A 12,824-nucleotide genomic window follows, 5' to 3' on the forward strand; every position below is an offset into this window, starting at 1 on the left:
TTTTTAATCTGCACTTTTGCGGATGTATGTCACAATCCTACATTCGTATGTTATTTAAGAAAGTATCTTTTTCCCTTATTTTTTTACTCCCTTTATTCGTTTTTGCACAGCAAGCAAATATTACAGGTTCCATTGTTAAACAAGATAGTGTAAGCCCTGCTTCAGGTGCGAGTGTGAGTCTATTATCAACGACGACTCGTGCTTATTTACGTGGGCAGCAAACCAATGCTCAAGGTCAATTCACGATAGAAAATGTTCAAGCCGGAACGTATATCTTACAAGTTAGTTATGTAGGTTTTCAAACCTATTCTCGAGAGAATTTTGTTGTTAAAGCCAATGAGCCCATCAATCTAGGAAAGATTGCCTTGACAGAACAAGGACAGCAGATTTCCGAGGTTGTGGTACAAGGAAGAATCCCAGATCTGCAAATCGGGATTGACAAGAAAGTATTTGATGTATCCCAAAGTATGGTCTCTGTAGGAGGTTCTGCACAAGATTTATTAGGCAATGTTCCTACTCTACAGGTACAGAGCGATGGATCCATTAGCTTACGAGGCTCTTCCAATGTCCGCATTTTGGTAGATGGTAAAGAATCTGCTATGGCAGGTTCAGATATCAATGCCTTCCTGCAGTCACTACCAGCAGATGCGATTGCTAAAGTAGAAATTATGACTAACCCATCCGCAAAACACGATGCCGAAGGTCAGTCTGGAATTGTCAATATCATCTTAAAGAAAAACATCCGTACCGGATTAAATGGTTCTGTAAATGCTTCGGGTGGATCTTATGAGAATGCAAATGCCGGAGTTACTTTAAATTATAGACCTGGAAAAGTAAATTATTTCGGTAGTTATAACTTCAGCAGACGCAACATGTTAGGTGGTGGTTATACCGATAACACCGATTATATCAATGGTAGTATTTCCCCAGCTAGTCCTAGAACTTATTCTACAGATGATAGCAGACGTCAAGGATATAACCATACCATACGTCTAGGAACGGATATCTATGCCACGGACAAGACTACCTTTAGCTTAGGTGGAAACCTAAGTTTCCGTGATAATAACCGTACGCAGGACATCAATTATTCCTACTGGAATATTCCTGCTTTTGGTGAAAATAGCTTCCGTAAGTCTGCCCAAGAGGAGAAAGACTTTGGAGTGGACTTAACATTTGATTACCGTCAGCAATTTAAAAGAGAAGGCGAGGAATTATTAGGAAACATCTCCTTTGGTGATGATCGTGAGGATGGCACAAACAATTTCCATCAGACTTACGCCAGTAACCGCAAGGACTTACTTCGTGAAAACACAACATCAGAGCGTGGTAGAAATTGGAATGTCCAATTAGACTATACACTTCCATTTGCTGAAGATCATAAGTTTGAAGCAGGTTATAGAACGATGGTTCGTACTTCTAACGATCATCAGTATTCCGAATTGTTCGATACGTTGAGCAATGCTTTTCTTCCCGATTATAAAGTATCGAATGATTTCGATATGACCAGTACGGTACATGCACTCTATGCCAATTACCAAAAGAAATTGACCTCTAAATTTGGTGCACAGGTAGGACTACGTGCTGAACAGGCCTATTTAAATTCTACCTACTATTCTTTAGACCCATCAGTTCCAGCAGAAAAACGTGCTACAGATGGTAATTTGGATTACTTTAGAGTCTATCCAAGTGTATTCTTAAGCTATGATGTAGGTCAGGGGCAAGGAGATAAGGTTCAATTAAGTTATACGCGCCGCGTAGAACGTCCAAGAGGGTGGCAGGTAAATCCATTCCTGGATATTTCTGATGAGCAGAATTACCGCCAAGGTAATCCGAATTTAATGCCTCAGGATATTCATGCTTTGGAGTTGAGCTTCTCTAAGTTCTATCAAAAATGGAATTTTGTATCCTCTGCATACTATCGTCGTGTTAACGACATGTTCCAACCTTTCATTTATCCTTCCGAGTTGATCGGAGATATCGTTGGTGACCGTAGTAATATCACCTATTCGAAATGGGAAAATGTGGCGGACAATAATTCCATGGGATTTGAATTGATCTCCAAGGTGAATGTATTCTCTTGGTGGGATGTTACAGCGAATGCCAACTTGTTCTACATGAATATCACACCTAAGGCAGATTTTGAAGTTCGTTCAGCATCCAGTTTTAACTATCATGGTAACTTAACTACCAATGTGAAATTCACCCCAACATTCTCTGCACAAGTGAGAGGTGACTACCGCAGTGGTATGAAAACCTTACAGGGTGAAATGAAACCAATGGCAGGAGTAGATTTAGCATTGAGAAAGGACTTATTTAACAATAAAGCCAATATCATGTTGAATGTTAGGGATGCTTTCAATACTCGTAAGTTTGAAATGGAGAACTACTTGGTAGATAAGAAAATTGACTTTTCACACCGTTGGATGCGTAGAATGTTTACTCTTTCATTTTCATATCGTTTCGGAATTCAGGATGTTAGCAAACGCAAGCGTTCAGAAAATAACGACATGGATGATATGGGAGGCCAACAATTTTAATTCTTGATATTACGATTTGTTTGCCTAAATTTAGCGCTACAAATAAATCAACTATAACTATGAAAAGAAACTTTGCATTTATTTTAATAGGCGCGATAGGTCTAACCTTTTCGGCATGTGCAAGTAAAAATTCAACAGTATCTAAACAAACAAGTCCGGCTTACGAGCTCAACAATTTATCCAAAGTAAACATCAAGGAGTTTAAGAAAAACTCCCAAGGAGCTTATGTTCTATTTGATGGATCATCGCTGAAAGGATGGCGTGGCTATAATAAAGACCACGTACCTAGCAAATGGTCTATTGATAAGGGTATGTTGAAATTCAGCAAGAACCCTGGAGGTACTCAAAAAGCAGAAGGTGGAGACCTTATCTTCGCTCATGACTTTAAAAACTTTGAATTAGAGTTTGAATGGAGAATCTCTAAGGCTGGTAATTCAGGTGTGTTTTTCTTAGCTAAGGAGGTAAAAGGTCAACCTATTTATGTTTCCAGTCCTGAGTATCAATTGCTAGATAACCAAAATCACCCCGATGCTAAAATGGGCGTTGATGGAAACAGAAAATCGGCATCATTATACGATATGATTCCTGCGAAACCGCAGAACTCTTTTCCTGCAGGTGAATGGAACCGTGCAAAGATTGTAGTGAATAAAGGCAAGGTAACACATTTTCAAAATGACGAGAAGGTTGTAGAATATGAGTTGTGGACTCCTGAATGGACACAACTATTACAAGCAAGCAAGTTCTCGCAAGCAAAATGGCCTTTAGCATTTGAGTTATTAAATAATGTTGGTGGTAAAAGTAAATCAGGAGTCATTGGATTTCAAGATCATGGTGACGATGTATGGTTGAAAAATATCACAGTAAAAGTATTGTAATGATTAAACTAAAGAAATACAGTAAGGAGAGCTTGATGGGCTCTCTTTTTTTTCTAAGCTTTTTTATTTCTTCAGCACAAGAAATTACCTGGAGAAACCCGCTTACTGAGCAAGTTGTTTTAGGGCGCTCTAAGGAGCTTAAAGAGTCCGATGGCTACAATCGTCTACCCGCAGCATTAAAGCAAGATGTAAGAGAACCTGTATGGTATCTTGGCCAACAAGATGCAGGAGTGTATGTGGAGTTTAGTACGCCAGCAGAGAACATCTACGTTCGCTATACGGTAAAAGATAAATTGGAAATGGGCCACATGCCAGCAACTGGTGTGAGTGGATTGGATCTATATGCTCAAGATCCTAAGAATAAATCCTGGAAATGGGCACATGGAAAATTCAGCTTTAAGGATACCATCACCTATAACTTCTTGAACATAGGTTCACACCCTGAATACCAATACAGACTGTATCTGCCACTTTACAACCATGTGAAATGGATGGAAATAGGAACCAAGACTGGAGAAGCGATCAGTTTTAAGTCCAACGAAAAGAAACCCATTGTGGTGTATGGAACATCCATAGCGCAGGGAGCATGTGCCACCCGACCAGGACTAGGTTGGACAAACATGTTAGGACGGAACTTTGATCAACCCGTTATTAATTTAGCATTCTCAGGAAACGGTCGATTGGAACAACCCATTTTGGACTTAATCAATCGAATGGACCCTGCTGTATATATATTGGATTGTATTCCTAACCTTGCCTTAAAAGGTGCTCGAACAGCAGATACTTTAACCAATTTGATTGAAAATGCCGTAAGGACACTCCGTAAGGATCACCCCAACACACCAATCATCATGACAGCACACAGCTCCAGCCAGCTAAAGGATGTTCTAAACCAACATACCAACGAGGAATTTGCCGCAAGCTCAGCTGTTGCCGAAAAAACCATCAAAGGCCTCATCAAAAAAGGCGATAAAAACCTTTATTGGGTGAGCTCACAAGACATCGGTATGGATATCAATAGTACGGTTGATTATACTCACCCAAATGACATTGGAATGCAAAAGCTGGCAGATGTGTACACGAAGTTGTTGAAGAAGGTGATTAAGTAGACGACAGATGAAGGATTGTAGATGGTAGATTAAGCGGTCGATGCATGCATCGACCCTACAGTTAATCGATGGTCTTAGCACCATCAATCATATAGTTTTCCATTTTTTTGGATTATTTAAAATATATTCTTTAATCTGTTCATATTCTGTACTATTCCTAATTATTCTGTCAAAAAAGCCTCTTTGCCATTTAAAATCTGGACAATAAATCTTTGCATTCTTAGAGACAGCAGATTTATACGATCGAATCGCAGTAGAGATTGACTCTTTTGGAGGGGAGATCATTTGATGTTGGGATTTTAAGGTTTTATGTAGGGTCGATGCATGCATCGACCGCGTATTCAAACCACTATCACATTTATTTAACCATAAAATTCCATGCAGATGATTTGGCATAATCTGCAATAAGTCTACACGTACATTCTTATTATGTTGATCAATCTCTTTCCAATATCGTTCAGCTAGTAATCCTATTTCGGATAATATCATTTGTTCATTTTTGATCATCCCAAAAACTTGATGAGCATCCCTGATATTAATGGTTATAAAATAACTTGCCATATTATCATAATCCCACCACTTCGCTCTTGCTGATTTTCTAAAAGGTAATTCTCCAGACATAAAAATGGTTAGCTTTTTATAAATCTAACCATTCCATATTACCTTAAAATTAACTTTTGCCTGAAATACAACAGGAAAATTCTACTTCAATCCTCTCTATCTAAATTAGAACTCCCCACCCATATCCCCATATATGTCTGTCGTCTCTCGTCTGATGTCTGTCGTCTGATGTCTTTTATCTATTATCTATCGTCTGATGTCTCCCCTAAAATATCCGCTGCAATTCCCCAAGATCCTGAATCATATGTTTCACATCCTCGGGTTTTTCTTGTTGTAGGGGGTTAAAGAAAATCGCTTCCAGGCCGGCGTTCATCGCGCCTCTAACATCGGCATCCAAATTATCACCAATCATGACCGCCTCCTCTTTCTTCGCTTCACCGTTTTGCAGTGCATGTTGAAAAATACGGGGATCAGGTTTGTTGATACCTACAATCTCCGATATGACAATAGTTTTGAAATAAGGAGATAGGTTGCTGTGTGCCAATTTCTTCTCGCAGGCTTCCTTGAATCCGTTTGATATCAAGTGCAGCTGATACCTGTCTTGCAAGTAGGATAGAGTCTCATGCGCATTGGGAAAGAGGTTTGTCTTAGTTGGACAAATCTCCAAGTATTCCTCTTCAAAGGCTTCAGGAAACATATAAGGATCTACACCCAATTGACTAAAAGTATCTGCAAAGCGTGCTTTACGCAGGGTTGCTTTGTCGATTTTACCGTGGTGATACAAGTTCCAAAGACGGTGATTATTGGCCGTATAAGTTTCGATAAAAGAATCCGAAGACTCTTGTTGAAAAAGTTCGTTGAAACTATATTTACCATAGAGCTCGTGTAAGGTCTCCTCGGCATTGCGGTCAAAATCCCAAATTGTGTGGTCTAGATCGAAAAATAGATGTTGTTTGTCCTTAAACATGCACAAATATACGGGCTTTGTGTAGCAAGCTCAAAAGCTATTCTAAGGCTACTGTCATATTATTTTGGTTGTTTTCTTATCCATCAGTATTTAAGTACATTTGCGGTTGAAATAATACGTATGAAAAAGGCTTTATTCCTATTTTATTTCTTGTTCTTTTACGCCATTACCCAATTGCTTTGGTGGGGATTTGTATTGATCAAATTTGAACCAGATCGTAAAGGTATGATTATAGGAGAGGGCTTAATCTTCTTTCTAATTTTCATCTGGGGGGCATTCCGTTTGAAAAAACATGTCAAACAAGAACATGAATACAATCAACAACAGCAGAATTTTCTATTAGCCATCACCCATGAGCTGAAGTCGCCATTGGCTTCGGTGAAGCTTTATATCCAAACTATTCTAAAACGTGATTTGGATCGTGAGCAACAAAAGGTGTTTTTAGCAAATTCTTTGAAAGATATAGAGCGTTTGGATGATTTAGTGGAGAATGTATTATTAACCACCAAATTGGAGAATCGTGCCTATCAACTTCCCAAAGAAGTGTTCAATGTGTCTGAATTGATTACGCAGGTAGTTGACCGATTGCAGAAGAATGCTTGCAAATCGCAGGTTATCAAATTCGATATTCAACCGGATATTGAAATTAAGGCCGATAAATTTGCTATCACCAATGTGATCACCAATCTCATCGAGAATGCCGTAAAATATTCACCACCATGTGCAACAGTCTTTGTCAAGCTAAAAGAGGAGGGTGCAAACCTGCTTTTTTCGGTAGAAGATCATGGTGAGGGGATTCCTGATGAAGAAAAAAAACTTATATTTAATAAGTTTTACCGAGTAGGAAGCGAAGCTACCCGTAAAACTAAAGGTACTGGATTAGGGTTATATATCGTGAAGACAGTATTACAAAAACACCGTGCTTCCATTCGCGTTAAGGATAATAAACCTTCTGGAAGTATCTTTGAAGTAACATTTGAAAACTATGCAAGCTAAACAACGTATACTATTAGTTGAAGATGAAGAGCATCTTTTGGAAGCCATCAAATTAAATTTGGAGCTTGAAGGCTACCGTGTAACGACAGCTACTGACGGCAAGAAAGCCTTAAAGCTGTTCAAAGAAGAACGCTTTAACCTGATTGTCTTGGATGTGATGATCCCTGAGATTGACGGATTCCAAGTGGCTGAAACCATTCGTTTACAGAATTCTGAAGTTCCGATCATGTTCTTGACTGCCAAGAATAGCTCAGAAGACCGTATTACTGGTTTGAAAAAGGGAGCTGATGATTATTTAGTTAAACCTTTCAATCTGGAAGAGTTAATCCTTCGTGTGAGCAACCTTATCCGTAGAGGAATGAAGGGTGATGATTTAAAGGAATTAAACTCTTACACCATCGGTGATAAAACCATCTACTTCAATTCTTTCGAATTGCATCATGCTGACGGAACGATTTCCTCTTTAACCAAGAAAGAAACCATGTTGTTGAAGCTGTTGATTGAACGTAGAAATGAAGCGGTTTCGCGTGAGCAGATCTTAGAAACAGTTTGGAACTACGATGTTTATCCATCAACACGTACGATCGACAACTTTATCCTTACTTTCCGTAAGTATTTTGAGCCTGATCAGAAACATCCGATCTATTTCCATTCTATCCGTGGTGTAGGGTATAAGTTTACAGATAACCAACACTAAGGGAAAGATTTAAGGACGATGACGAACAATGCTCGTAAAATAGTAATCGCCATAGCGATTGCTTTTCTATTGTATGCGATCTATTCTAAGCATTACAACATTGCCGTATATATCTTTGGAGGGATTGCTTATTTGGTATGGAGTTACCTCAAGGAAGGTACTGTTTACCTAGCAACCCAGGCATTCCATAAGCAAGATTACGAAAGGACAAAATCGCTATTGGCCGAGATCAAGAATCCGGATCAATTGCGTAAAGGGCGCCGTAATTTTTATGAATTTATGATGGGCAATATCGCCTTGAAAGAGGAACGCATTGAAGAGGCGGAATACCATTTTCAATTAGCGTCCAGATTGCCTTGGCGCAAGGATAACGAAAAGGGAATGGTCTTAATCAATTTGGCAAATATTAATCTGCGTAAGCAAGATTACGAACGTGTAGTCGCCTACCTGGATTTAGCAGAGAAGCTAAAACTAACTGCCAGACAAGTATCCATTATTGAAAAAATTAGAAACGAAGTAAATAAACATATATAGTGAACAATTTAAAGAATGATCTACTGATCCATGCTGCATTATCGCAGCCTACGGAAAGACCTCCTGTATGGATGATGCGTCAAGCAGGACGGTTTATGAAAGAATATTGGGAAATTAAGAACAAATATTCTTTCTTGGAAATGTGCAAAACACCAGAGATTGCGGCAGATGTAACCATGTTGCCGATTGATCTATTGGGTGTTGATGCTGCCATTTTGTTCTCAGACATTTTAGTAACAGCAGAGGCAATGGGAGGTGACCTTTCCTTCGAGCAAGGTGTAGGGCCGCGTTTTGCTAACCCGGTTAGAAACTTAAAGGATGCTGAAAACCTTTCCGTAGATTGTTTGGATAAATTACAATACGTAGGCGATGCTATTCAAGTTATTCAACAACGCTTAGATGGAAAAGTGCCTTTGATCGGTTTTGCCGGCGCTCCTTTCACTATTTTGAGCTATTTAGTTGAGGGAGGTTCTTCTAAGGATTTCAAATTAACCAAAACCTTGTTGAACAATGAGCCTGAATTAGCACATTATATCCTTCAGAAAATTGCCGATGTAACCATCGCTTATTTGAATATGCAGATTGAGGCCGGTGTAAATGCCCTGCAATTATTCGATAGCTGGGCTTTGGCATTATCCTGGAATGATTACCAAGAATTCGCTCACAAATACAATAAGTACATCATTGAAAACTTAAATCGTCAAAATGTGCCTGTCATCTCTTTCTGTAAAGGAAGCTCGGTGTTTGCACCTTTGATGGCGGAAACAAAACCGGATGTTGTATCCGTAGATTGGAATGCTGATTTGTTGAACATTAAAAAATCCTTGCCAAAAGGAATGGCTGTTCAAGGTAACTTAGATCCTTTCGTATTATATGCAGATAAGGCAGTTATCAAAAAGAAAATCCTTGATCTTTTTGAACGTATGCGTGGTGAAGAAGGATTTATCTTCAACTTGGGACATGGAATTATGCCAGACATCCCATTTGATAATGTAAAATATGCCGTAGAGGTCATCAAAGATTTCCGCTACTAAAATAAAAGAAAGCTGAACCCCAACTGGTTCAGCTTTCTTGCTTTTCCAGCAAAATAAGGGATTCCCCCAAAATACATTTCCCCAAAACCTTGACCACTTTTTTCAACTGCATTTCTTTCATAGAACCCAATTCCTCCGAAAGAATTTTATAGTCTTCTATTCCTTTAAAATTCCTTCTACTTGAGGTCCTTTCAACCTCGTGTTTTCCTCCAGTTTGCTTCGTGACTCTCAAGGAATTTCCACGGATCTAGTATGGATCTTGTTCGGATCTCGTTCGGTCGGAACCGAACGAGATCCGAAGGAGTTCCGAACAAGTTCCGAAGGAGATCCGAATAAGTGACGAATAAAACCCCTGTGAGAGACGATGAGACTACAGACAAAAGACAACAGAAAAAGAAAGGCTCTATCAGTAGGGTAGTAATGAAAAAGCGGTCGAAGCATGCTTCGACCCTACGGTTTTAGTTGTAAGGGATAATAAAATCACGATTGTTTGTAGGGGCGATGCATGCATCGCCCGCCATCAAGTACACCCTCCAATCTGTTTCTGTTGTCTGATATCTGAATTCTGTTGTCTATTGTCTTTCAAAACAAATTACGGGCAGACATTCCGCTCGTTTTCATCGTGGTTAAACCCCCTCTTCAAACTCGCTCAGTACTGCCCCTACCTAACGTGCTACCTATACAGTTATCTAACCAACTAATAGCCCGCCACGCGTAGGGGCAGCACTGAGCGCAGCGGAATGTCTGCCCGATTTAAAAATAGATGGGAGACCGCTTCGCTATTAGATTTTAGAAGTGAGACAAAACCTGTAAGGATTAGCTCTTCAATTCTATTTAATAAACATGTTGATTCTACGATTATGTATATGCTTTCCTTGGAGTTTTCTAGTATATCATTAGATTTTCAAAACTTGTGTCACTTAACCATTTTTGGATATAATATTCCTATTTTTGAAGTTTATTACCATAAAATGCTTTATTTATACGCGAAATCGATCCATATTATCTTTGTAGTTTGCTGGATGGCTGGATTGTTTTATATGCCTCGTTTATTTGTTTATCATACAGAGGCCAAGCAGAAATCTGATTTGGAATATCAGGTATTGCATAAGCAATTCATCATTATGGAAAATCGTTTGTGGTGGGTTATTACCACGCCTTCCATGTACTTGGTGATTCTTTCTGCATTGGTTATGCTGTATGTTAGTCCGGGTTTATTGAGTATGGGTTGGATGCATGTGAAATTGAGCTTTGTTGTCTTATTGATCATTTACCACTTTATATCTCAAAAAATTATGCATAAACTTCGGGATGGTGTTTCCACATGGACATCTACCCAGTTAAGACTTTGGAATGAGGTTTCTACCATCATACTTTTTGCAATAGTCTTCCTAGTGGTGTTAAAATCTGCCTTAGGGTGGGTCGTTGCTGTAGCGGGATTGGTAGGATTGGCCGTAGTATTAATGATTTTGGTAAAACTCTATAAACGATATAGAAAATCCAAAGGTGAACAAGTTGACTAGTTAGCTGTTTAATAAGAAAATTATATGAAGAAGCTTTTAACACTCTGTATTGGCCTATGTTTTTTGGCATCGGCAAAGGCGCAGGACCATAAATGGGCATTTGGTTTTTATGGTGATGTGCAATTGGAAGATGCTGCTTACGATGCCAGTTTTGGTGTTCAAGGGCGCTATGATCTGGATGTCAGGCAGTCGCTGCAAGCTCAAGTCCATGGTCGCGGTGATTATATCGCTTTGGGAGCAGATTACCTGGTTCAAATCTTCAACAAAGAAAAATCAAAGTTCAATATTTTCTTAGGGCCTGGTATCAGTCAGGATTTTTATACTTATGAGTTCACGAAAGATGGTGAAGTTGAGGGACCGATACGTCGTAAGGAAAACTTTACCAAGGCTGTAGGTCAAGCAGGATTAAGTTATTACTTCCCCGAAGTCGATCTTTCTATTTACGCGGGATACAAATTGAAATATCAATTTAAAAATGAAAAAACCGAACCCAATTACTTGATGTTCGGTGTAAGATATCATATTTGGTAATGTTTTGGAGATTTACATTAATCTCCAAAACATAGATATTTTATTTCCAGGTATTCCTCCAAGCCATATTTCGACCCTTCTCTACCTAATCCAGATTGCTTTACTCCTCCGAATGGGGCAGAAGCATTGGAAATCAGTCCAGCATTTATTCCAATCATTCCAGCCTCTAACTGATCGGCAACTCGGAAACATTGTCTTACATTTTCACTGAAGAAATAGGCTGCCAATCCAAATGGAGTATCGTTCGCTAAAGCTATACCTTCCTCTTCCGTCTTAAATTTAAACAAGGCACAGATTGGTCCGAAAGTTTCTTCCTCTGCCACCAAGCTGTCCGGGCTAACATTGGATAAAACAGTAGGTTCATAGAACAATCCTTTTATTGCTTTTCCACCGGTTTCTACTTTTGCTCCTTTGGCTATAGCATCTTCCACATGCTCCATTACTTTATCCAGGCCTGCCTGATTAATCAATGGCCCTACTTGGGTAGTTTTCTTTAAACCATCGCCTACTTGTAATTTCTTAACGGCAGCGGTTAATTTGGAGCAGAATTCGTCATATACTGCTTCCTGTATATAAAATCTATTGATGGAAACACATGTTTGACCGGTATTTCTGAATTTCCCGGCAATAGCACCAGTAACCGCTTTGTCGATATCTGCATCGTTAAACACCAGGAAAGGTGCATTTCCACCAAGTTCTAAGGATATTCTTTTGATGGTAGATGCCGCTTGTTCCATTAAAGTTCTTCCGACCTCGGTAGATCCGGTGAACGATATTTTACGAATCAGTTCGCTAGTAGCTAATTCCTTTCCTATTCCCTTACTATCCTTGGAGGTAATGACATTTAGAACGCCTTTAGGTAGCCCGGCCATATCCGCCAGTTTAGCTAGCGCAATAGCAGAAAAAGGAGTTTGAGAAGCAGGTTTTAATACCACGGTACATCCAGCTACTAATGCAGGAGCTACTTTTCTGGTGATCATCGCCAAAGGGAAATTCCATGGTGTAATCGCAGCTACCACTCCAACTGCTTGTTTGATGGTCTGTAGATGAGCATTTCCAGCTAATGATGGTATGGTCTCTCCATAGGCTCTTTTTCCTTCTTCGGCAAACCATTCCATAAAGGAGTTAGCATAGTCTACTTCAGTTTGTGACTCATTGATGGGTTTCCCGCTCTCTAAGGTCATGATCTCCGCCATTTCATCTCTATGTTCATTAATCAAATTGAAGAGCTTACGAACGATCTTACAGCGTTCTCCAACTGGGGTTGTGCTCCAGCTCTTAAAAGCCTTATGTGCGGTTTTAATATATTTCTGACAATCCTTTACCGTTAGATCGGGCAAAGAACCAATGGATTTGAGTGTAGAAGGGTTAATGACTTCGAAAGTTTTGTCTGAATCCACAAAAGCGCCATTGTGGTAAGCTTTCTCTATAAGAAGGGAGTTTTTCATGATACTGTATTT

Annotated in this window: 12 protein-coding genes; 9 read left to right on the top strand and 3 right to left on the bottom strand. The window is 39.4% G+C overall.

The window, feature by feature from the left end:
- Positions 1-26 precede the first annotated feature (26 nt).
- From ACP6L2_RS10300 to ACP6L2_RS10310, 3 genes are read left to right on the top strand one after another with little or no spacing between them, the layout of a single operon-like run.
- A complete protein-coding gene (locus tag ACP6L2_RS10300; protein ID WP_440509113.1) occupies positions 27-2,537 on the top strand; it encodes a TonB-dependent receptor domain-containing protein in 2,511 nt (836 codons plus the stop codon).
- 59 nt (positions 2,538-2,596) lie between these two features.
- Positions 2,597-3,412, top strand: coding sequence for a 3-keto-disaccharide hydrolase (locus ACP6L2_RS10305; RefSeq protein WP_440509114.1), 816 nt, complete (start codon positions 2,597-2,599; stop codon positions 3,410-3,412).
- Complete coding sequence (locus tag ACP6L2_RS10310) at positions 3,412-4,521, top strand: SGNH/GDSL hydrolase family protein (RefSeq protein ID WP_440509115.1); 1,110 nt, start codon at positions 3,412-3,414, stop codon at positions 4,519-4,521. The genes ACP6L2_RS10305 and ACP6L2_RS10310 overlap by 1 nt, the downstream gene beginning before the upstream one ends.
- A gap of 87 nt (positions 4,522-4,608) precedes the next feature.
- Here the strand turns inward: ACP6L2_RS10310 and ACP6L2_RS10315 are convergent, their stop codons facing one another.
- Both ACP6L2_RS10315 and ACP6L2_RS10320 read right to left on the bottom strand, forming a co-directional pair.
- Positions 4,609-5,142 (bottom strand): transposase, encoded by a 534-nt coding sequence (locus ACP6L2_RS10315; protein ID WP_440509116.1) that lies wholly within the window; start codon positions 5,140-5,142, stop codon positions 4,609-4,611.
- Between the two features lie 205 nt (positions 5,143-5,347).
- Complete coding sequence (locus tag ACP6L2_RS10320) at positions 5,348-6,049, bottom strand: YjjG family noncanonical pyrimidine nucleotidase (RefSeq protein WP_440509117.1); 702 nt, start codon at positions 6,047-6,049, stop codon at positions 5,348-5,350.
- Positions 6,050-6,169: 120 nt separating this feature from the next.
- Between ACP6L2_RS10320 and ACP6L2_RS10325 the strand changes: the two genes are divergently transcribed.
- The 6 genes from ACP6L2_RS10325 (at position 6,170) to ACP6L2_RS10350 (ending at position 11,364) form a co-directional block, all read left to right on the top strand.
- Positions 6,170-7,045, top strand: coding sequence for a sensor histidine kinase (locus ACP6L2_RS10325; RefSeq protein ID WP_440509118.1), 876 nt, complete (start codon positions 6,170-6,172; stop codon positions 7,043-7,045).
- Positions 7,035-7,742 carry a response regulator transcription factor gene (locus ACP6L2_RS10330; RefSeq protein ID WP_440509119.1) on the top strand — a complete coding sequence of 236 codons (708 nt, stop codon included), beginning with the start codon at positions 7,035-7,037 and terminating at the stop codon, positions 7,740-7,742. The genes ACP6L2_RS10325 and ACP6L2_RS10330 overlap by 11 nt, the downstream gene beginning before the upstream one ends.
- 18 nt (positions 7,743-7,760) lie before the next feature.
- Positions 7,761-8,276 carry a hypothetical protein gene (locus ACP6L2_RS10335; protein ID WP_440509120.1) on the top strand — a complete coding sequence of 172 codons (516 nt, stop codon included), beginning with the start codon at positions 7,761-7,763 and terminating at the stop codon, positions 8,274-8,276.
- Complete coding sequence (gene hemE, locus ACP6L2_RS10340; RefSeq protein WP_440509121.1) at positions 8,276-9,310, top strand: uroporphyrinogen decarboxylase; 1,035 nt, start codon at positions 8,276-8,278, stop codon at positions 9,308-9,310. Before ACP6L2_RS10335 ends, hemE begins: the two co-directional genes overlap by 1 nt.
- Before the next feature lie 971 nt (positions 9,311-10,281).
- Positions 10,282-10,833, top strand: coding sequence for a protoporphyrinogen oxidase HemJ (hemJ, locus tag ACP6L2_RS10345; protein ID WP_440509122.1), 552 nt, complete (start codon positions 10,282-10,284; stop codon positions 10,831-10,833).
- A gap of 24 nt (positions 10,834-10,857) precedes the next feature.
- Positions 10,858-11,364 carry a hypothetical protein gene (locus ACP6L2_RS10350; RefSeq protein WP_440509123.1) on the top strand — a complete coding sequence of 169 codons (507 nt, stop codon included), beginning with the start codon at positions 10,858-10,860 and terminating at the stop codon, positions 11,362-11,364.
- A gap of 17 nt (positions 11,365-11,381) precedes the next feature.
- Here ACP6L2_RS10350 and ACP6L2_RS10355 read toward each other — a convergent pair whose 3' ends face one another.
- Positions 11,382-12,812: an NAD-dependent succinate-semialdehyde dehydrogenase gene (locus ACP6L2_RS10355; RefSeq protein ID WP_440509124.1), complete on the bottom strand. Its 1,431-nt coding sequence runs from the start codon at positions 12,810-12,812 to the stop codon at positions 11,382-11,384.
- Positions 12,813-12,824 lie beyond the last annotated feature (12 nt).

Origin of the sequence: Sphingobacterium lactis, assembly GCF_051951495.1 — a bacterium.
Lineage (GTDB): Bacteria > Bacteroidota > Bacteroidia > Sphingobacteriales > Sphingobacteriaceae > Sphingobacterium > Sphingobacterium lactis_A.